This is a genomic window from Brevundimonas abyssalis TAR-001 (assembly GCF_000466985.1).
Lineage (GTDB): Bacteria > Pseudomonadota > Alphaproteobacteria > Caulobacterales > Caulobacteraceae > Brevundimonas > Brevundimonas abyssalis.
In genome coordinates this window covers 20990-41511 of record NZ_BATC01000009.1, presented here as the reverse complement: position 1 = coordinate 41511, position 20522 = coordinate 20990, and the positions used below count along the sequence as shown (strand labels likewise).

The window sequence follows — 20522 nt, the reverse complement described above, 5'->3', positions numbered from 1 at the left end:
GACTCCATCCAAATGACCTCGGAAGGGGTCCGTAAGCTTTATCCCGTTTCTAGCGATCGCACCGCGTTCGACACACCAACCTATTAGTGATCAAGCGGCGGTGCTATCGCATCATAAACCGCCAAGCTGGCCTCATGCCTCTGACCATCACCAACCAACCCGCCGAGCCTCACTGTGGGGGCGTTCAATGGGTAGTGGCCGATCTGGACGGCTTGGCCGGTCTGGTCGCCGTTGTGCTCCAAGGCCGTGCCGCGGACGCTGCCGACGCCCTCGCGGGCGCAATGACACTTGACCTCCCCTCCGACGCCGAAATGAAGGCCCAGATCCGCGCCCAGCTCTTTCCGGCGGGTGACCCTTGGCACCGGGACGGCCTCCTGTTCGAGATTATCTGCTGGATCGTGGCCCTGCAGAAGGCCGCCCCGGGCGAGGTCGTCCTCGAACCCCACACCAAGGCGACGCAACAGGGGCTAGACGGTCTCAAGGTAGCTTGGGACGAGCCCAACCGACGTCTGACGGCGGCTACAATCTACGAATACAAATGTACCACCAACGCTCGGCAGGTTTTCCGCGACAAGGTTATAAAGGCCTTTAGGGGCTACTATGACGGAAAGCGGGACTCCCAGCTGATCCAAGGCGCGATCGCCCTGCTGGCCCGCTTCAATCTGAACGCCCAAGAGCGGGCGAACGCCTATTCGACGATCGTATACGGTCGGCCACTCCTGTTCGACGCGGCTTTGACTGTCGAGCCTGGCATCTTCGACGCCGACGCCTGCATCGACCTCTTCTCTCACTACGACGGCCTCGGCGCGCGTCCGCAGCGGTCCGGCTCGACCATGCCCCTGGCAGATATGCGGGCGTGGTTCCAAGCTTTCGCCGTTCTGGTGTGGGCCAAAATCGATGTTTGACGCCGAATCCGCCCGCCTCATCCGGCTCGCCCCACGGGTCGCCGACATCGATCCAAGGACTCTGCCCCAAGCCCTGACCCAGACCTACGCCCAGCTTGTGGCGCTCAGGTTGCGGGCGGCGGACCCGGAGGCCGCCGCGGCGGCCGATGAACGGTACGAAGGTTTGCTGCGTCTGGCCGCCGTCTATGAGGGCGTTGTCGACACCACCGAGGATGAGGACCATCGCCGCGGGGCCGCCTTCGTCGCGGCCACCGCCTATCAGATCCTTGGCCGGGTCGCGGACCGGGATGACAGCGATGCGCCTCTGCTGACGCCGGACGCCATCCACCCCCGGATTGCCGCCCCCCTTCTGTTCATCATCGCGGGACAAAGCCCGGACGCCCGGGAGGCGGGAGGCCGGCTCGCTACCCTGCGGGACGGGCCGGTTCTGATCGGCGCCCTGATCGAATCCGTCGCCGATCTCGCACGCGAGAACCTGGTCGCCATCGTCAACCGGGCCGCACGTCTGGCCGAACGCCGGCCTGACCGCGGCGATCTGATCGGTCAGACCGAACAGACGCTCTACGGTCTCTGCTGGGCGGGTCTCGCGCAACTCGCCGCCTCGGTGCTCTCGCGCGATACGCCGCAGACCCTGTTCCGCCTGTTCGACACGCCCGAGGCGACCTTCCACCAAGTCGAAGTCCTGTCCGCGATGCGTCCCCACCTCGCGCGGGAGGGGATCGAGATCGTCAACACCTATGCCGGGCCGCGGCACTTGGCGCGCCTGCTGCAGCACGCCTCGCGCCAGTTCATGGGGTTCGGCCTCGCCGGACTACCCGCGCCGGCTGGAGTCGCGGAAGCGACCTGGCGGCCATGGCTGAAGCGGCGCGCCGTCAACAAGCCCGTCATCTGGCCCAACCACCGCGCCGCCATCGAGACCGGCCTGCTCGAACGTGGTGTGTCCGCCGTCCTGGTGCTGCCGACTGGGGCGGGCAAGACGACCTTGTCGGAGCTGAAGATCGCCGCGGCCCTCGCCAGCGGCCGCAAGGTTATCTTCCTGGCACCCACCCTAGCCCTCGTGGACCAGTTGCGGGACGAGTTCGCCCGCACCTTCAGCAGCGATCTCGGCCAGGTAGTCGTCTCGACGGACGGCGACCTCAGCGCCCTAGTCAGCGGCCCAAGCATCAGCGAGATCGAGGTCATGACGCCAGAGCGGCTACTAGCCATGCTCAGTTTCGCGGACGCCGACCTGTCGGACGTCGGCCTGATCGTCTTCGACGAATGCCATCTGCTCGCGCCCCGGGGCGGCGGAACTCGCAGCCTCGACGCCATGCTCTGCCTGCTGCATGCGGCGCGCCGGGCGCCAGACGCAGATTTCCTGCTACTTTCCGCCATGCTGACAAATGGCGACGACCTCGCCGAATGGCTCGGCGAGCTAACCGGCCGCCAGGCCGTATTCTTTCACGACCCGTGGAAGCCGAGCCGGCAGGCGCGGGGCGTTGTCGTCTATCCGCAGGATGAACTCAATCAGTTCCGCCGCGACATCCAAAACGGCATGGTGCCGCGCCCGACCTATCCTGCAACCCCTCACGCACTGTTCGGCTTGCAGCAGAACTGGATCCCCGCCGCGGGAACGGACACAGCCGTGGTCAAACTGATGGATGAGACCGTACCGCTCACGACGGGAGCATACGGACTTCAGCCGACCGCCAACACCGTCGCCGGCACCCTAGCCGAACGGGCCAGCCAGGCCGGACTGAAGACAATAATCTTCGTCCAGCAGGCGGATCACGCGCCGTCCACGGCGCGAAAGATTTCCGAACGTCTCGTGGGGCCGTGGCGGATGACCGAGACGGAACAGGGCTTCGCCGCGGACATCGCGGTCGAGCTGGGGACGGGCAAGTCGCTCGTCCAACCCCAAGCCGGAGCCGTGCCCCACAACGGCGACATGATTCCACTTGAACGCCGTCTAGCTGAGTCGCTCTACCGGCGGGAGGATGGCGCCGCCATTATCGTCGCCACCCCGACGCTCGCCCAAGGTATCAACCTTCCGGCTCAGGTCGCCATTCTGGCCGGCGACAAGCGATCGGGCGCGGGCGGCGAACGAGCACAGCTGGAGCAGCACGAGCTGCTAAACGCCGCCGGGCGGGCGGGCCGCGCCGGCTTCTTGGCCAATGGCATGGTCCTGCTCGTGCCGGAGCCGGTGATCGGCTTCACGCCCGAGCAGCCCGCCCTCGCGGCCTATCCGAAGCTTTTGTCCATCCTGCCGACTGACGACCGGTGCGTACTGGTGGAGGACCCAGTCGAACATATGCTCGATCAGATCCAGCTGGGTCAGGTGAGCGCCCGGATCGACTATTTCGTCAACCGGATGCGGTCCGGCGAACCCGACGAAGCCGGTGCGGCGGCCGTGGCCCTGACCCGCCGTTCGTTCGGCGCATTTCTTGCGCGTAAGCGCGGCGAGACCATCGACGCCGCTGTGGCTGCGCTGGAGCGGGCCCTAGCTGCCACGCCCGCTGAAGATGACGAGACTGGAAGCCTCGTTGCTGCCTTGACCGGCCTCCCCCGTGATGCGGTGGCGGTGCTCGCCGCCCGCCTCGGGACCGACCCCGCCGCCTTCCCCGCGACCATCCCGGCTTGGGTGAGATGGATAGTCGAGTTCTTCAGGCGCGAACCGGAGGCCGCCGGACACCTCGTGGGCGGCCTCGACACCATCAAGGCCGTCACGCGAGGTCGAAAGACAGGTGGACCGATCACGGACGCCGAGTTTGACCGCCTGAATCTGGCGCTGCAGGCTTGGATTAGCGGTCGTCCTTTTTCGGAGATCGAGCAGGCGCTAGGCGTTGCCGCCAACGCCGTGAAGACCTGCAAGCGATCGAGAGACCTTGTGCTCAAGGTCGTCGGTCGCAACCTCTATATGGTAGCGACAGCAGCCACTGAACTCGCGAAGCGACGCCTTGCGCCGACTGCGGAGGGCGTCGTCCAGATCCCTGCCGTCATAGACATACTGGCTTACGCCCTTCGGGTTGGCTTTGATTCCGCCGCAAAGACTGCCTTCCATCACCTCCATAACGACATCCGTACACGGGTCGAAGCCCACACTCGTTTCCGAGCGTTCGCCGGGGACGGCGAGATCGATGATGGCGGAACTTTTGGGGACGTGTTTGACCGTGTGCAGGTACGGCTCCTGTTGTTTCGCTTTGAAGACTGACATCCAAGCGACGACGTGAAGGCCTGATGTGGTAGATACGCCAGGAGCATACACTAACCCCGGAGCTGGTTGGAGACATTCCACTTCGCGGCATGGAATGGCTTTGCAGTCGGCCCCAGACACTTCCGCCCATGGGCCAAACACTGGCTTCGCACCGCGCTCCGGTTTCGGGAGATGGCCATGATGGTCGAGCCACAAAACATTGTCGGCGATTATGCGGGTACGGATGAACTCTTGGCCCTGGCGCAATCGGGGTCGCTCGGGGGCTTCCGACCCATCCGAGTCCTCCGTTCGGGCCGTATCGGCCCCTTAGTTGAACTGGCGTCGGCGCGTCGCCTCCACCCCGCTGTCTATGCCCGGGTCACCGCGGAGGCGCCGTTCGCCAAGGCCCTGGAACGGGCGATCGGGGACGGGGCGATCTGCGGACTTCAGAGGAGCGCCCGCTTTGGCGTCTTTCCGCTCGTCCACCTCGGCCCAGACGGCGACCCATCCGATCAGTGGACGCTCTGGTTCAGCCGCGCCGATCAGGCCGCCCGGAGCGCGGGCTTTACCAACCTCACGGCGGCCATGATCATGGGGGCATTCGGCGAGCTGCAGGACAACGTCTTCCGGCATAGCCAAGCCTACAGCAGCGGCGTGGTCGCCTTCGCCATCACGCGGGACGGGTTCGAACTTGTCGTCAGCGACCGCGGCGTCGGCGTCTTGGGTAGCCTGCGGACCCACCCAGACTACGCCGATCTCCGGGACGCGGGCGACGCCTTGCGGCATGCGCTCGCAAACGGAGAGTCGCGATTCGGACGGGATAGCGGCTGCGGCGTGGGGATCGGCCAGATCTTTCGCGCCCTCGCCAATCAGGACGGCGATCTACGCTTTCGCAGCGATGACCACGTCTTGGATATTCGCGGCGACAGTCCCACGCTGCAGGGACAGCTCGAGGTCCGCCATAAGGCTACGCTGCCCGGCTTCACCGTGAGCGTGCTTTGTCGCCCGTTTGGCCGGTGCCCGGACCAGCCGCAGCGGCGTTGGCCGTGAGGCGGCCATGAGGTCGGTGCGGCGAGTAGCGATATTATGCGCGAGCAGGTCGTCTAAGGGTGCGCCGGGCTCGGTCGTGACCCGCATCCAGCGCAAACGCCCCGCCGGGCTGATTTCGGCCCGGCGGCGTTTGAGCGTTCGGGTGAAGGCGTCGGTCTCGATGAGGATGACCTGAGCAAAGTGAGCGCGCAGACGCGCCAGCGCGGGGATCCCGCCTCGCAGTATGAGGGTGAGGGGCCGTCCCACGCGCTTCGCCAGCGCACAAAGGCGTTCAACATGCCAATCGATCCGGCCCTGGTAGCCGGCGCCGGTGCCGAACTCAAATGCCACCGTCGTGACTTCCGGCCGCGCGCGAATGAATTGGGCCCATCGTCTGTAGTCGTGGTCCGTCCGGGCGTTGAGATGCAGGGCCGCGGCGACGCCCCCGGCCATCAACTCCGCCCAACTCAGGGCGATCCGCTTGATACTGTGCAGATTGTCGGGGCGCGGCGTGTCGGTGAACAGGCTGAAATTCGGCCCGGTGACAAGGGCGACATCCAAGGCGCGCAGCGCCGAGATCAGGCGCTCACGATTTTCGAAACCCCACCAAGCCTCAAGCTTGGCGTCCCGATCCACGCCGGTGACCACGAGGGTTGCGTCTTCGGGGATGAGGAAACGCTGCGCCAGCTCTGCGCGCGTCCGGACATGGGGCTCCCCGGTCCCCATATGGATCAGCTCATAGAGCGAAAGGGCCACGACCGGCTCCGCCAGGATGGTCTGGCGGCTGTATTTGTGACCGATCAAGGGGATGACCGGCGGCAGGACGGGGATCGCTCGCGCCGCCACTCTCGGGACCGAGTCGAGGTCGAAACCGCCGACCTCCCGATACCGGTCGACGAACTGGTCCGGCTTGTTGCGGCAGACCATGTCGCATTTCGTCGGGTCGGTGCAGGCGCAGAGGTCGGAGCAATCGAAGACGCCCGCCTCGATGTGCAGACCTCCGCATGCCTTGTAGTCGGGACAGGCGAGGCAGCCCAGGGCGGGAGGGTGTTTGGCCGTATCGTCGAGTAACCTTTGCGCCGGCCGAAACGGGCCAGCCGGTTCGTGAGCGGGACGTGCCGACATCAGAAGCTGATCTCCGCCGTATGGCCCAGGCCGCCCACACGATCGATGACGCCGGGGGTAAGGCCATGGGAGGCGTCCAGTGCCGCCGACACACTGGCCGGCGGATCGAGGAGCTTGCCCACCGACTTGAGGCCCTCGAACACCATGACCTCGGTGCCGCAGCGCTGCAGGATCACCTTGGTGCCCGGCTGGGCTTCGGACGACAGGGCCGCCGTGACGATCTTGGTCTCGGCTCCAAACTGGATGTCGAACAAGCCCGGCGTGCGGGCGCGCTCGTGTCCCTTAGCCCAGCGTTTGACATAGGGCTTGCCGCTGGCTGCGCGGATGAAATCGATCCCCATCAGAGGGTCTCCAGAACCGGGGTGAAAATTTTGCTCTTGCCGGCTCGGCGCTCCATCAGGAGCCCGCGCGAAGCGAGAAAGGCGAGTCGGTTGTTCCAGGCGGTTGGCCCGATGCTGGCGTCGCCCTGCGCGGCCAGGTCCGGAGCGCTGGCGGTGCGCAGGCGCGCCACGAGGTCAAAGGCGATGCGATGCCCGGTCTCCAGTTCGCCGAGGATCGTCCCATCGGTCACTTCGCCTCCGGCACCGAGACGGCATGACCAGAGCGCGTCCTTGCGATGCCTGAGCAGGAAGTCGAGCTCCTCGGTCACCGCTTCGGACGGATTGGCGACAACGGGGTAAAGATTGGGCAGGGTGGAGCGGGCATAGTCGCGAAACGCCATAACGCTCTCGCGCAGGAAGGAGCCGGTGGCGACTTGAATCCCCGCGAAGTCCAGATAGGCCGTCTCTTCGGACACCGGCGGGATAGCCCGCGCCGCCATCTGCGCAAAGGCTTGGCGTCCGGCCCGGACACCGCTGAGGATCGGCTGGCGATCACAAAGTTCGTAAAGGGGGATACGCATTTATTAACCTCACTGAGTTCAGTGAAGATAGCGCATGGACGGATTGCGTCAAGGGGCTTCGTCGGCGGCGTTCTGGCGCAGGATCGGAGGAAGGGGTCGGGCCGCATCTGCAAGACGGCCCGGATACCGTCGAGCGCCCGTTCGCCCGCCGCGGCGGCCGGTGGCGGAGGGGCGAGCAGGGCACAGCATCGACGAGGCTCCGTGCAGTCCGCCATCAGACTGGCGGTAAGCGGTCCAGCTTGTCGGCAATGAGCCCATTTCAGACAGACGCGCTGCTTCCCGAGACGCTTTTTCGGCTGGCTCTCGGTAGCCAGAAACTAGCCAGAAGCGATGTGAAATGGTTGGCACGAGCGTGTATCAATCGGCATCCGACCAGACCTCACGGACCAGCCAGCATGTCAGCTAGTGGCTTCCAGAAAGGCCCGATTGGCTGATGTCATCACCCCACCAAGCCAGCCCTCAAGCCCATCTCTACAAGGGTTTGGAGGCCGGAGTGAGCTTAAGGCGCCCGTCCCCCGCTAAGCGCCCACGCCCCGTGATCTACTACTCGTCGGACGCGTAGCTCAGCGGGAGAGCACCTCGTTGACATCGAGGGGGTCACAGGTTCAATCCCTGTCGCGTCCACCATTACTTCCGACAATCTAACCCGATACAGCCCTTCGGGGACTCGCTGGAAACTGGCCAGAATCCCGAATACTGGCGATCAGAGACCGAGAAGCTGCAGGCGTGGCGGTCCAGCGGCTCGGGTCGTCGGTCTGATAGGGTCCACGCGCACCTCGCAGCCTTCCGAGATCGTGAAGACCCGGTACATGCGCGCTCTCTCATCGGACTGCCCTGCCCCTGGGTCACGACCCGATGACGCCGCCGTCGTTCCTGGTGATCACCACCGTGGCCGAGCGCGGCACGGCCCCGGTGTAGTCAGGGAACCCCGAGCCATAGTCTCCGGCGGCGAACTGCTCGGCCGTGGCGTGGGCGCCGGGGTGCTGGAAGTTCACGAACATGGTCTTGCCGTCCGGGGTGGTGACCACGCCGGTGCACTCCTGCCCCCACGGGCCGGTCATGAAACGCTTGATCTCGCCCGTGGCCGGGTCGGCCGCCAGCAGCATGTTCATGCCGAACGGCTTCAGCGGACCCTCATAGTCCGGCCCCATGTCGCCCATGTCGGTCTGAATCCACAGCCTGGACTGGCGGTCGCACCATAGCCCGTCCGGGCAGGCGAAGATGCTGTCGACGTCCAGCGCATCGCCCGGGGCCACGGACGAGGTCCTGGCGTCGCCGGCGATCACGAACAGGTCCCAGTTGAAGTGGGCGCGGGCGTGGTCGCCGTCTTGATAGTTCCAGCGCACGATCTGGCCGAAATTATTGACGGCCCGCGGATTGACCGCGTCTACCTGGGCCTGGGTGCGCCGGGTATTGTTGGTGAGAGAGAAATAGGTCGTCCCGGTGTTCGGATCGACCGTGCCCCACTCCGGCCGGTCCATCTTGGTGGCGCCCGCACGGTCGGCGGCGAGGCGGGTGTTGACGAGGATGTCGGCCAGGTCGGCGAAGCCGTTGGCGGGCGTCAGACCGTTCTGGCCGGGCGCCAGCGCCAGCCATTCCCCGCTGCCGTCATCGTTGAAGCGGGCCACGTACAGTGTGCCGCTGTCCAGGATCGAGCCGTCGGTCCGGCCCGGAATCCAGAGCCCGTCGGAGACGAATTTGTAGATGTACTCGAACCGCGAGTCGTCGCCCGAGTAGCAGACCACCGGTGCTCCCTCCACGGCAGGAGCGAACACCACGCCCTCATGGGCGAACCGGCCCAGATGGGTGCGCTTGATCGGCGCCGCATCGGGATCGAACGGGTCGACCTCCACCATCCATCCACAGGTGTTGGGCTCGTTGCGGTAGTCTTCGGCCGCCGAGGCGCCCCTGGCGGAGGCGTCGAAACGCACGTGCTCGTCCGCGCCGGATTTCGCCAGGTGCCAGCCGTAACGGGCGCCCCTGGGGTCGCCGGGAACCCCATACCGGGCGTGCTCGCGCGGCACCTCCGCGTCGGTGTTCGCAAAGTAGCTCGCCCAGTTCTCTTCGGCCGCCAGATAGGTGTTCCAGGGCGTTGCGCCGTGGGCGCAGTTGTTCAAGGTGCCGCGCGCCCTCGTTCCGTCCGGGCTGAACCGGGTGCGCACATGGGCCGTGCCGCGCACCGGGCCGCCGATCTCCACGGGCGTGCCGGCGGTGATACGGCGGTTGCGGGGATCCGGGACGACCGCCCACAGTCCGTCAGCCTGTCTGGTGGTGCGGTAGACCGAGACGCCATGAGCGGCGATCTCCATGCGCACCTCGTCGTCGTCACGCCTGCCGTCGGCGTCGAGGGCCACGCCGTGGTTGTTGAAAGGCTTGCCCTTGTAGGCCGGCTTTTCGGCATGCAGGAAACGCGGCTCGATGTACTCGTGGTTCACCGCGATGAGGCCGTCCTCGGACGAGCCGTCGATCGGGAAGAAGTGGATGCCGTCGTGATGCTGGCCGATCTGGTGCTCCTGCTCGGCGCCGGTGTTGGCGCCGGGCCGATAGGCCGGCAGCTTCCCGGAAATCGGCATGCCCATCGGGCCCAGCACCTGGATGCTGTACCCTTCCGGCACGACCACCGTGTCCTCAAAGCTGACGGGGACCGCCGAGAAGCCGATCAGGCTGGACAGGCCCTGCGCCAAGGCAGGCTTGCCCGAGAGCGAAGCGCCGATGAAGCCCGTGGTGAGGGCGCCCAGCCCCCCCATCAGGAACCCGCGACGGGCGACACGCGCCTCCATCACCTCATAGAAGTTGCGGTTGGGCGAGGCGTTGCACGGGGGCTCGTCGCCGTGCTCATGCCCCATCGCCTGGGTGTGGTCGGGGTAGTCGCGTTCGAAGTCTTTGATTTCCGGGCTCGCAGTGTTGGATCGGCAGGAACGGTGACGGACCAGCAGATTAGGTACGTTCTGTCACAGCGGCATGACCATGTCGGTCAATGCCGCGCGCAGAACGTCCTGCTCATCCACGTCGGCCTGCACACCACCTCAGAATCAGAGCGCTTCGATCTCGGCCTCGGTCAGGCTGCGTGTCACACGAATGCGGCAGCGATCAGCGCTGCCGCCCAGAGGACGAACCACCAGATCCGCCAGGTTGTCCACGCACAGCCTGGATTCACCGGCGAGGGGCTGGATGGCCACCTGATTGGCCCAGTCGATGTCGCGGCAATAGCCGACGGCCGTCAGTTCGAAGGCGGAACGATGCGAGGCGTGGACAACGATCTTGCCGTCTTCAGCAGCGCTGAAATTGCGGACCTGGTTGACGAAGAAGCACCGCCGGGTTTCGACCTGCCCATCGGGGCCCGTGGCGGACGGCGGCATGGGCGCGCATCCGGCGAGAGCCGCCGTGGTCAGCGCGATGGACAGAGTAATGGTGCGCATATCCGAACTCCTGATCAGGCCCCCGTACTTATCATAGCGTCCAAGGCGCGGGATGGTCCATGAGGGCGTGGCGTATGCTGGCGATCTTGGCGTCCGTCTCGGCCAGTTCGGCGTCCGGGTCGCTGTCCGCCACGATTCCCGCCCCCGCGAGCGTGCGGAAGCGCCAGCCGTCGGCCGCGCGGCGCAGCGCCACGGTCCGGATCAGGACCGAGGCCTCCAGCGACCCATCAAACCCGGCCAGGAACAGGCTGCCGCACCACGGCCCACGCGCTGCCTCGTGGCAGGCGATGACCTGCATCGCCTGGTGTTTGGGCGCGCCGGTGATGGAGCCGGGCGGGAAGGTCGCGGACATCACCTCTGCGGAGCCCATGTCCGGGGCCAGTCGGCCCTGAACCGTGGACACCAGATGGTGGACATTGGCGAAGGTCTCGAGCCGGAACAGGTCCGGAGCCGTGACGCTTCCGGGCGTGCAGACCCGCGACAGGTCGTTGCGCATCAGATCCACGATCATCAGGTTCTCGGCCCGGTCCTTGGCGCTGGCCAGAAGTTCAGCCTTCAGCGCCGCGTCTTCTTGCGGGGTCGAGCCGCGCGGGCGTGTGCCCTTGATGGGCCGGGCGGTGATCCGGCCGTCGCGCACGCTGAGGAAGGATTCGGGCGAGTTGGACGCCAGCACATGGTCGCCCAGCTCCCAGAAGGCCGCGTAGGGCGCCGGGCTGGCGCCGGCCAGCCGCACGAACAGATCGAACGGCTCTGCGCTTTCGGCCAGCATTCCGGTCCAGGCGCGGGCGATGTTGGCCTGAAAGATCTCGCCCGCCGCGATGCGCCGGACCACATCGGCCACAGCGTCGCGGTAGGCCTGTGCGGGTCTTTCAGAGGTGAAAGCGTCGGCCAGGGGGGCGGGCGCCGGCGCGGGCGTGCGGGCGCCGGCCAGCCAACGCAGGGCGCGGTCTGCGGCATGGGCGGCGCGTTCGGGGTCCTCGCCCCGCCCTGCGGCGATCACGCGTCGGTGGTGATGATCGAAGGCGAGCACCGCGTCATGACGGGCCAGAGTCAGGCCGGGCCAGTCCTGATCGTCGCCGCCCAGCGTCGCCTCGGGCGCGTCCAGATCGTAGCTGGCCAGTCCGACGACCCCGCCGGTGAAGGGCGGCGCACCCGGGGGTGTCACCGCCCGCTCGCCGAGCAGCGCGCCGATGCGATCGAAGGGACCCGGGGCCGCCCTTGGGACTCGTTCCACCCGCGTCGGCTCGGCGGCCACATAGGACCAGCGGGCGTTCGGCCCGCCATCTGACAGCAGGATCAGGCGACCTTCGACGTCGTCCAGCCCCGCCGCCACGTGCAGCGGGTCAATCCAGTCCCGTTCGATCAGGGCCAGCGACAGACCCGCCATGGCTCAGGCCGACAACCGCTCGCCGATGCGGTCGCGCAAGGCCGCGTCCAGGCCCAGGGCCTGCTCCAGATAGCCGTCGATGGAGCCGTGGGTCTGGACCATCGCTTCAATGGCGGCGTCCAGATAGTCAGGCTCGACGCCCAGGAACGCGACCACCGCCGCGTGGGAGGCCGGGCGTCCGGTCCAGGTTTCAAGCTGTTTCGCCACAGCCGGGGCGCGGCCTTCCAGATCCACCGCATGGTTGGTCAGCAGATAGTCCTCCATCATCTCGTCGTGGCCGACGCCCAGCAGGTGATGGGTCAGGGCGGCCAGAAGGCCTGTGCGGTCCTTGCCCGCGGCGCAGTGGATCAACACCGGCCCGTCGCTGTCGCCCAAGGCGTGGAAATAGCGGCGGAACAGGTCCAGGTGCGCGTCTTCGAACGGCAGGCGGCGATAGGTCCGCATCATGAAGGCCCGTCCGGCGTCCTCGGTCAGGGGTGAGGTCTTCAGGAAGGTTATGTGCGGGGCCTCGCCGTCATCGACCTGCTCCCACTCGATCACCTGTCCCGAAAATCCGGCAGGCCGCTTTGACGGTTGGGCCCGGCGTTCCGAAGCCCGTCGCAGGTCCACAACCGTGGCGACACCCAGGGCATCCAGCCGCGCCACGTCTGCATCGGACGCCCGGGCATGGTGTCCCGACCGAAACAGGACGCCGCCGCGCACCCGCCGCCCCGCAGCGGTGGCGTAGTCGCCGTAGTCGCGGAAATTCTCGACGGCGTCGAAGCGATGAAGGCGTGAGGAGGTCATGCCCCTGTCTATAGGCGCCCTATCGCTGCTCCACCAGACGGGCCATGGCGTCCAGATAGTCGACGAAGGCCTTGCGCCCCGTATCGGTCAGGCGGGCGCGGGTCAGGGGGCGGCGGCCCTGGAAGCTCTTGAGCACCTCCACGAAGCCGGCGTCCTCGAGCTTTCTCAGATGCACCGACAGATTGCCGTCGGTGACCTGCAGCCGCGTCTTCAGCTCGTTGAAGTCGGCCATGTCCGCGCCGGACAGATAGGCCATGATCCCCAGGCGCACCCGCCCGTGAATGACCTCGTCGATGTCGGCGATCTGGAAATCGTCGGCCATGGGTCAGACCACGTCCGAGGGTTCTTGGCGCATCAGGGCCAGGCCGGGGAGCAGGGCGACGAAGACCATCAGGCCCGCAAACACCAGATACCCCCACGTACTGTCGGCGAACACGCCCAGCAGAACCGCGCCACCATAGGCGAGCAGAGCCACGCCCTTCATCCAGCCGGCGTCCGACATCGCGCCCGCCACCATCCAGGCCGAGCCGTAGGCGGCGAAGACCACGATCGGCATGGCGCGCATGAGCGTCCAGTCGCCGGAACTGAATCCGACGGCCATGAAGGCGACCCACATGGCGAAGATGCCGAAACCCACCGCCGTCCAGGCGGCCCCCACCGCCTTGTTGCCGGGAGAATAGAAGCCGGGCTTGGCCTGCTGGCGCCGGATCAGAAGGGTGAGAGCTACGGCGAAGGCGCCGCCGGCGGCGAGCCACAGCCAGAGTTGGGCCATGGGGTCGACGACCAGCACCTCGGTCACGATGGCCCATTGGCCGAGGCTGGCCAAGCCGAAGATCACGCCCGCCGCGACCATCACGGGCCCGCTGAGCAGGGGCGCGTGACGCCCTTCATCGGCCAAGCCGCGCATATAGGCGATGTCGTCGTGTATGGACTTGCTGTGGTCGTCGGTCATGGAGCCTCTCCCTTGGATGGGCTGACCTTATCAATTTGCTTTAAGATGTAAAGTGCTTTCTCGTGGTGTCTCTCCGGTACCCGGTGCAAGCCCGCCTCATGGCCGTGAACTTCAACCATATCGCCTATGAGGCGCTGGAGGTCTGCAACGCCGTGTCCTGGGACGCGGTGCGCGAGGCCGTCGCTGCGGCGGGGCTGAAACCCGGCGCGTTGGCGCTGGATCTGGGCGCCGGCAACGCCACTGTCGCCATCGGCCTGGCGCGCGACTTCGGCCTGAAGGTTCGGGCGGTGGAGCGCGATCCCGTCATGGCCGCTCTTGCCTCCCGACGCATCGCCGCCTCCGGACAGGGGGAGCGGGTCGAGCTGCTGGTCCGGGATTCCAGCGAGGTTCTGGACCATGCGCCCCTGCCGGACCTGATCACGGTGCTGGGCGCCACGGACGCCGCAGCGCCGGGCCTGCGCGATCCGGTCGCCGTCTTCGCGCGGCTGAAGAACGCGGTGGCGCCCGGCGGGCGCCTGCTCTGGGGCGAACCGTTCTGGAAGGCCGAGCCCAGCGCGCCGCTTCGCCAGATCGTCGAGATGACCAACAGCTACCAGACCGACGCGGGTTGCGTACGGCCGCCGAACAGGCCGGATGGCGCGTCGTCCATGTCCGGCACAGCACCGATGAGGAATGGCGCACCTACATCGACACCATGGACGCCGCCGTCCGCGCCTGGGCCGCCGCCCACCCCGAGGCGCCGGAGGCGCCGCGCCTGATCGCCCGCGCGGATATGCAGAAGGCGATGTTCGAGACCGAAGGTTTCCGCGTCTTCGGCTTCGGTTTGTATCTCTTTAGAGCGCTACCGCTCGCCGCGCGGCGGCTCGCTGCTTGAGCGCATCCTTGACGCACTATCGCTCGCCGCGCGGCGGCTCGCTGCTTGAGCGCGCGGGCTTCAGAGCGGCGCCGGAATTTCGGACTCCGGACTCAAAAAAACAGGGTGCGAATAGTCTGAATTGTCTGAAATGGCCCTCCCTGGTCGCAAGCCCCATCATAGACCGGGGCGAAAGCGGTGGGCGCAAATTTAATGTTGAGCCCTTGAACAGCGAGGCCCTGCGCTGCGAACGGCAGGGCCCAAACCGCCCTCAAGCAGCGAGCCGCCGCGCGGCGAGCGTTAGGGCTCTTTACCTGAAAGGCGGCTCGTCGAAGGCGCGGAGCTTGCGGGAGTGCAGGCCGAGGCCTTCCTGACGCAGCAGGGCTACCGCCTCGATGCCGATCTGCAGGTGCTCGGAGATGGAGCCCTCGTAGAAGCGGTTGGCCTGGCCGGGCAGCTTGATCTCGCCGTGCAAGGGCTTGTCGGACACGCACAGCAGGGTGCCGTAGGGCACGCGGAAGCGGTAGCCCTGGGCGGCGATGGTGGCGCTCTCCATGTCGATGGCCACGGCCCGGCTCTGGTTGAAGCGCAGGGCCGAGCGGGAATAGCGCAGCTCCCAATTGCGATCGTCGGTGGTGACCACCGTGCCCGTGCGCAAGCGCCGCTTCACCTGTTCGCCCGGCATGCCCGAAACGGACTTGGTGGCGTCGTACAGGGCGCGCTGGACCTCGGCGATGGAGGGGATCGGGATGTCCGGCGGCAGCACCGCGTCCAGCACATGGTCGTCGCGCAGATAGGCGTGGGCCAGCACATAGTCGCCGATGGACTGGCTGGCGCGCAGGCCGCCGCAGTGGCCGATCATCAGCCAGGCGTGGGGCCGGGTCACAGCCAGGTGGTCGGTGATGGTCTTGGCGTTGGAGGGCCCCACGCCGATGTTCACCAGGGTCACGCCGCGCCAGCCGGGCGCGGTCAGGTGCCAGGCCGGCATCTGGTGGCGGCGCCATGCGCCGTCCGACAGGGCCGCGTCGGCGTCCGGATCATCCCGGGTCACCACCACCCCCCCGGCACAGGAGAGGGTTTCGTAGGGGCTGTCCGGGTCGGCCAGCTGTGCACAGGCCCAGCGCACGAACTCGTCCACATAGCGGTGGTAGTTGGTGAACAGGATGAAGGACTGAATGTCGTCCACCGGGGCGCCCGTGTAGTGCTTCAACCGCGCCAGGGAGAAGTCGGTCCGCAGCCCGTCGAAGTGCGACAGGGGGAAGGCGCCCGCGGCCGGATCGAACAGGCCGTCGGCGATCTCGTCGCCGATATGGGCCAGCTCGGTGGTGGGGAAGTAGCGGGCGATGGCCGAGGTCATGGTGCGGTCCAGCGTCACCCCCGAGCCGTCCATCACATAGGGGAACGGGATCTCCTGACGTGAAGCGACCACCGCGAAGGTCGCGCCGTAGTCGGCTTCAAGCAGCTCCAGCTGCTCGCGGATGTAGGAGCGGAACAAGTCCGGCCGGGTGATGGTGGCGGCATAGTCGCCGGGCCGCGACAGGCGGGCGAAGGCGCGGGGCTCCAGATCGCCGGGGCGCTCGCCGCGCCAGCTGACCCTCAGCTCGGGATAGGCGAACAGGCCCTGGGCGCGAGCGTCGGGGTCGGGCAGGGCGCCGCTGTCGAGGAACTGTTTGACGGCTTCACGCAGATTGCCGACGGAGCTGGAATAAAGGTCTTGCAGGCGGTCCAGCACCGCCTCGATGGTCATGGTCTCGGTCATGACCCAGTCTAGCGGGCAAGCGTGACGATGGCGAGACGCGGCGCGCTACATCGCCTCGGCGCGGGCGAGGATGGCGAGCACGGCGTCATCGTCGGCGTGGGTGCGGCGCAGGGTCTGACCATCCGTCTCCAGGGCGTCGCAACGGGCCTCGGACAGCGCCGCCTCGATCTGGGCCGCGCGCTCGGCGTCATACGGCTCCTCCCCGCCCCAGTGGTCGCAGGCCATGCGCCGCTGGACCCAGGCGAAGACGCCGGCCGGAACCTGTTGGGCGAGGCTCGTGAGCGCGTCATTCACCTGAACGCCGGTCAGGGTCAGGCGGTCATCGCGAATCTCGAAATCCAGATAGGCCTCGCCGCCGGTGGGGCAGCAGTTGGCGTCGCTGGTGCGCCAGAGCGCCGTGTCGGCCATCAGGGCCTCGTAGGCGAAATTGACCCCTTTCCACACCTCCAGCCCTTGCGGCAGCCGGGCGCCCAGACCCTCCCGCCAGGTGAAGTTGTCGATCTGACGCAAGGGCCTGTCGGCATCATCCGTCAGGCGGAAAATCACGTCGGCGTTGTGCGCGCCGGTGCCGCCGTGCACGCCGGGGACCGCCACGTGCACGACGCCCTCGCCCTCATCCCCCGCCCATTCGGGCTGGCCATAAATGTAGCCGGCGTAGTCCCAGGCGACGGGCCGCAGGGTGATCCCGTCCGTCTCAAGCTGAAGCAGGACGAAACCGCCCCCGACGCCATCCGCCTCAGTGAAACCGCGCTGGAGCTGCCAGTACAGGGTCGGGCCGTCGCGCCGGGCCACATAGCCCCCTGACACGGTGTGGCAGTCGCTCAGGGCTATGGGCACACAGCCATCAGCCATCAAGGCGGGCGTTGTCCGCAGGGCCCAGGCGGCGCGGTCGCGCGCGGCTCGCTCGGTCAGCTCATCTATCCGGGCCGCCAGGCCGTCGGGGCTCCGATCGCCGTACTCGCGCCAGTCCGCCTGCTCGCGGTCCAGAGACAGCGGGACCGCGCTGGCGGTTCGTGCCGCTTCGAAGGCGGCCTCCAGGTCCGACGGCGCCGGTTGGGCGGCGGCCGCGCCGATCCCCAGCGCCAGCGCGGCCGCCCCCGCCAGTCCCGCAATCCATGCCCTCATGCCCGGCCTCCCGATCCCATCCTGGCCATTCCGCGACGAAAAGGCCGCTGACGCAAGCTGACGATCAGGTCAGGACCCCGCTCAGGAACGCCGCCATGTCATCCAGCACCGGGGCCTTGCGGCGGAACAGGGGCGAGAAGGTCGCGATCAGATCGGCGTGGTTCAGCCCCTCATAGAGGCGCAATGTCGAGGGCGCGCCCAGCTCCGACAGGCGGGCGTGCAGGATCTCGGAGTCCTCGGCGTGCACCGTGCTGTCCTCGGTCCCGTGGGCCAGCCAGACGGGCGGGGCGTCAGCGCGGGCGAAAGTGACCGGCTGGGTCAGGGTCGGGTCCGGGGTGCGGCCGAAGGCGTTGCGGCTGGCGGCCACGTCGAAGGGCAGGAAGTCGTAGGGCCCGGCCAGACCCGCTGCGGCCCTGATCAGGTCCGGCCGCTCCACACCCGCCATGTAGCGCGGGTCCAGGGTGATCATCATGGCCAGGTGCGCGCCCGCCGAATGGCCGCTGACCGCCAGCCGCGCCGGGTCGCCGCCGTGCCGCGCCGCCACATCCGCCGCCGCCGCCGTGGCCAGGGCCGCGTCCTCGATGAACGCCGGGAAATGGACGTCCGGCGACAGGCGATAGTCCGGCAGGGCCACCAGAAAACCGCGCGCGGCCAGGGCCTGCGCCGCCCAGCCGTAGACGTCCCTCGATCCGGAATCCCAGCCGCCGCCGTAGAAGAACACCACCACGGGCAGGTCCGCCCCGTCGGCGGGGGCGAACAGGTCGAAGCGCTGGCGGTCTTCGGACCCGTAGGCCAGGCCCCGGGCCACCCGGCCCGCGCCGCTGTCCCGGGGACCCAGGGCGTTGAGGGCGCCCAGCGGGGAGCAGCCGGCCATGAGGCCGGCAAGGGCGGGCATGAGGAATCCACGTCGAGTCATGGGCGTCCGTGTCAAAGCTTCAGGTCAGATACGCGCGTCATCCGGCGCGGGTTGCGACGGTCCGGGTCGGACGTCAGGACAACGACGCCGGATCAACGGGCCTGACTGATCAGGGCGCCGCAGTTGGCGTCCTCAGCCAGCCCCGGCTCGATCAGCCCCAGCACCCCCGCGACCGGCGCCACCAGCGCCCCGATGGCGGCGATCAGGCCCACCTGGCCGGCGATGGCGGCCTCGTCAACGCCCACCGAAGGGGACCGGATCGGGCCCGAGACGGTGATGGGCGACCAGACGCGCAGCAGGCGCGGCTTCTTGCTTTCGCCGTCGATGCGGATGTCCAGCCGTTCGTTTCGCAGGTTCAGGGTCCCTTCCCCCTGGGCCAGCACCACATCGGTGTCGATGATGAAGGTCGAGGCCGTGCCGATGCCGTCCCGAACATCGAAACTGGCCACGGCGCAGCGGATCGGCGTGGTGCGCTGGTCGTCGGACAGGAGCAGGCGCAGACCGCGCCCGACATTGATTCCCAGCAGCTCGGCAAAGGCCTCGCGCATCTGGCCTTGCGGGACCACCACCGTGATGGTCCCCCGGGAGCGGGCCGCGAAGTCGGCGATGGAGGCGCCCGGCCCCTGCAGCCGGACCCGTCCCAGGGCTCGGCCCGTGACCGTCGGCTGGCCGTCGCGGGCGGGGATGACGGCCTCCAGCGGATAGCCCGCCAGCCGGAGGTCGACGGTGGATTGGGGAACGTCGCCCGTGGCGTCGATGCGGGCCGTGCCGTTCAGCTCCCCTTGTGCAAAGGCGAAGGCGATGGGGTCCAGGCCCAGGATGCCGTCCTCCAGCGCGGCGCCCAGGCTGACCGCCGTGACGGCCAGGTCGTTGTGCTTCACCTCGTCGGCGCGAAAATCCAGTCGGCCGTCCATGGTGCGCAGCCGCTCGGTGCGTAGGGGCGCGTCGGGCAGCAGGCGCGCCTGGGCGCGCATGGCCCCGGCGCGAGCGCGCTGCTCGGGCGAGGCGGTTTCGGTCGGGTCCGGCGGCGCGCCCAGAACGGCGAACAGGTCGTCAAGATCCAGCGACCGACTGCGCAGATCCGCCTCCACCCGCAGACGGTCGTCGACCCGGTCGACGCTGACATCGCCCGACAGATCGCTGTCGCCCACCCGGCCGGTCACCTCATTGAAGGTCCACAGGCTGTCGTCGCGGGCCAGGTCGCCTTCGAGGCTGTAGGGCGGCGTGTTGGGCGTCACCACGCCGGTGATCAGATACAGGTTCGCCAGGTCGGGGCCGGACAGGGACAGGTCGGCGGTGAAATGGCTGAGGTCGAAGGGGCGGGTGATCTGGCCGCGGGCCTCCAGTTCGCTGCCCGCGCCGGTCAGTTCGGCACGGAAGCGCCAGGGCCGGTCCCGGCGCAACTGGACGAAGGGCTCGCCCAGAACGCGCAGGGTCAGCGGCTGGCCGTTCAGGGCGCCCTCGCCTTCCAGACGGAAGCCGGAGCGTTCATCCTCGTCGCCGACACCCTCGGCCAGTTCGCGGGCGTCGATGGCCGCATCCAGGGTCAGACCGCGTCCCCGCTCATCCACCCGCACCCGGCCGTCGCGGATCAACAGGCGCTCGATCAGGGGCAAGCGGGTGGGTTCGTCCGGGCCGGTGTCGTCCATGACCCAGCTGCGGCGGCCGTCCTCGTGGACGATGAGCACGATTTCCGGCTCGATCACCACGGCGCGGGTCAGTTCGAGCTGTCCGGCCAGCAGCCGTTGCAAGCGCGCCGAGCCTTCGAAGCGGCCCACCCGCAGCGTATCGTCTTCATCGGCCCAGTCCGGTCCGCCGATGCGCAGATCTTCGACCGCTACGGATGGCGTCCAGCCGAACAGGGTCACGTCCAGATCGCCGTCGATGCTGATGTCGCGCTCGTATTTGTCCGAGGCCCAGCGGCCGATGGCCCGCGCAGATGGTTCCAGTCGAACAGGGCCAGGGTCAGGACCACGGCCAGGACCAGCACGCCCGCCACAGCGCCCGAAATCGTCTCCGCCCTGCCGGGCCTGCGCCAGGCCTTCCAGACGGGGTCATTGGCGGAGACCCAGGCGCGGCTCGTGTGGAAACGCGAGCGCCCGGACGTCAAAAGCCGACGACCGCGTGAAGCGGCGTCGGCTCTGAGGCGGTTCCAGTCAGGAAATTTCACGGTGTGTTCCCGGGTATGACGAC

At 67.7% G+C, this 20522-nt stretch carries 19 protein-coding genes and 1 tRNA gene; 5 read left to right on the top strand and 15 right to left on the bottom strand.

From position 1 onward, the window contains the following. Positions 1–194: 194 nt before the first annotated feature. Both MBEBAB_RS04240 and MBEBAB_RS04235 read left to right on the top strand, forming a co-directional pair. Positions 195–905 carry a hypothetical protein gene (locus MBEBAB_RS04240; RefSeq protein ID WP_021696700.1) on the top strand — a complete coding sequence of 237 codons (711 nt, stop codon included), beginning with the start codon at positions 195–197 and terminating at the stop codon, positions 903–905. Next, the gene (locus MBEBAB_RS04235; protein ID WP_021696699.1) at positions 898–4095 is read left to right on the top strand and encodes a DEAD/DEAH box helicase; all 3198 of its coding nucleotides are present in this window, start codon (positions 898–900) and stop codon (positions 4093–4095) included. Before MBEBAB_RS04240 ends, MBEBAB_RS04235 begins: the two co-directional genes overlap by 8 nt. 309 nt (positions 4096–4404) lie before the next feature. On the opposite strand, the gene MBEBAB_RS04230 is transcribed toward MBEBAB_RS04235, so the two are convergent. The 4 genes from MBEBAB_RS04230 to MBEBAB_RS04215 all read right to left on the bottom strand — a co-directional run bounded on the left by MBEBAB_RS04230 (position 4405) and on the right by MBEBAB_RS04215 (position 7132). Beyond that, complete coding sequence (locus MBEBAB_RS04230; protein WP_045318830.1) at positions 4405–4863, bottom strand: hypothetical protein; 459 nt, start codon at positions 4861–4863, stop codon at positions 4405–4407. 96 nt (positions 4864–4959) lie between these two features. Continuing rightward, entirely contained in the window at positions 4960–6231 is a 1272-nt protein-coding gene (locus tag MBEBAB_RS04225; protein WP_021696698.1) for a DUF4417 domain-containing protein, read from the bottom strand. Beyond that, the gene (locus tag MBEBAB_RS04220) at positions 6231–6572 is read right to left on the bottom strand and encodes a hypothetical protein (protein WP_021696697.1); all 342 of its coding nucleotides are present in this window, start codon (positions 6570–6572) and stop codon (positions 6231–6233) included. Before MBEBAB_RS04220 ends, MBEBAB_RS04225 begins: the two co-directional genes overlap by 1 nt. Continuing rightward, positions 6572–7132 (bottom strand): hypothetical protein, encoded by a 561-nt coding sequence (locus tag MBEBAB_RS04215; RefSeq protein WP_045318829.1) that lies wholly within the window; start codon positions 7130–7132, stop codon positions 6572–6574. Before MBEBAB_RS04215 ends, MBEBAB_RS04220 begins: the two co-directional genes overlap by 1 nt. 552 nt (positions 7133–7684) lie before the next feature. On the opposite strand from MBEBAB_RS04215, the gene MBEBAB_RS04210 reads away from it, so the two are divergent. Then, positions 7685–7759 (top strand) — tRNA-Val (locus tag MBEBAB_RS04210). A gap of 218 nt (positions 7760–7977) precedes the next feature. Here MBEBAB_RS04210 and MBEBAB_RS04205 read toward each other — a convergent pair. The 6 genes from MBEBAB_RS04205 to MBEBAB_RS04180 form a co-directional block, all read right to left on the bottom strand. After that, positions 7978–9978 (bottom strand): PhoX family protein, encoded by a 2001-nt coding sequence (locus tag MBEBAB_RS04205; RefSeq protein ID WP_021696695.1) that lies wholly within the window; start codon positions 9976–9978, stop codon positions 7978–7980. A gap of 186 nt (positions 9979–10164) precedes the next feature. Continuing rightward, complete coding sequence (locus tag MBEBAB_RS14980; protein WP_052516733.1) at positions 10165–10551, bottom strand: DUF6491 family protein; 387 nt, start codon at positions 10549–10551, stop codon at positions 10165–10167. A gap of 31 nt (positions 10552–10582) precedes the next feature. Beyond that, positions 10583–11938 (bottom strand): anthranilate synthase component I family protein, encoded by a 1356-nt coding sequence (locus MBEBAB_RS04195; protein WP_021696693.1) that lies wholly within the window; start codon positions 11936–11938, stop codon positions 10583–10585. Between the two features lie 3 nt (positions 11939–11941). After that, positions 11942–12724: a tyrosine-protein phosphatase gene (locus MBEBAB_RS04190; protein ID WP_021696692.1), complete on the bottom strand. Its 783-nt coding sequence runs from the start codon at positions 12722–12724 to the stop codon at positions 11942–11944. Between the two features lie 19 nt (positions 12725–12743). Beyond that, on the bottom strand, positions 12744–13046 hold the full coding sequence (locus tag MBEBAB_RS04185) for a winged helix-turn-helix domain-containing protein (RefSeq protein WP_021696691.1): 303 nt from the start codon (positions 13044–13046) through the stop codon (positions 12744–12746). Between the two features lie 3 nt (positions 13047–13049). Then, the gene (locus MBEBAB_RS04180; RefSeq protein ID WP_021696690.1) at positions 13050–13676 is read right to left on the bottom strand and encodes a hypothetical protein; all 627 of its coding nucleotides are present in this window, start codon (positions 13674–13676) and stop codon (positions 13050–13052) included. A gap of 98 nt (positions 13677–13774) precedes the next feature. On the opposite strand from MBEBAB_RS04180, the gene MBEBAB_RS04175 reads away from it, so the two are divergent. Both MBEBAB_RS04175 and MBEBAB_RS04170 read left to right on the top strand, forming a co-directional pair. Next, positions 13775–14434, top strand: coding sequence for an SAM-dependent methyltransferase (locus MBEBAB_RS04175; RefSeq protein ID WP_021696689.1), 660 nt, complete (start codon positions 13775–13777; stop codon positions 14432–14434). Continuing rightward, positions 14371–14550, top strand: a complete 180-nt coding sequence (locus tag MBEBAB_RS04170) for a hypothetical protein (protein WP_045318826.1) — start codon at positions 14371–14373, stop codon at positions 14548–14550. The genes MBEBAB_RS04175 and MBEBAB_RS04170 overlap by 64 nt, the downstream gene beginning before the upstream one ends. A 289-nt stretch (positions 14551–14839) precedes the next feature. Here MBEBAB_RS04170 and MBEBAB_RS04165 read toward each other — a convergent pair whose 3' ends face one another. The 5 genes from MBEBAB_RS04165 to MBEBAB_RS15570 form a co-directional block, all read right to left on the bottom strand. Continuing rightward, positions 14840–16288, bottom strand: a complete 1449-nt coding sequence (locus MBEBAB_RS04165) for an AMP nucleosidase (protein ID WP_021696688.1) — start codon at positions 16286–16288, stop codon at positions 14840–14842. Between the two features lie 45 nt (positions 16289–16333). After that, positions 16334–17413 carry a hypothetical protein gene (locus MBEBAB_RS14975; RefSeq protein ID WP_021696687.1) on the bottom strand — a complete coding sequence of 360 codons (1080 nt, stop codon included), beginning with the start codon at positions 17411–17413 and terminating at the stop codon, positions 16334–16336. A 64-nt stretch (positions 17414–17477) separates the two neighbouring features. Beyond that, positions 17478–18308 (bottom strand): alpha/beta hydrolase, encoded by an 831-nt coding sequence (locus MBEBAB_RS04155; protein WP_021696686.1) that lies wholly within the window; start codon positions 18306–18308, stop codon positions 17478–17480. Positions 18309–18421: 113 nt separating this feature from the next. Further along, positions 18422–20197: an AsmA family protein gene (locus MBEBAB_RS04150; RefSeq protein WP_021696685.1), complete on the bottom strand. Its 1776-nt coding sequence runs from the start codon at positions 20195–20197 to the stop codon at positions 18422–18424. Continuing rightward, positions 20194–20499: a hypothetical protein gene (locus tag MBEBAB_RS15570; protein ID WP_148291431.1), complete on the bottom strand. Its 306-nt coding sequence runs from the start codon at positions 20497–20499 to the stop codon at positions 20194–20196. The genes MBEBAB_RS04150 and MBEBAB_RS15570 overlap by 4 nt, the downstream gene beginning before the upstream one ends. Positions 20500–20522: the final 23 nt, after the last annotated feature.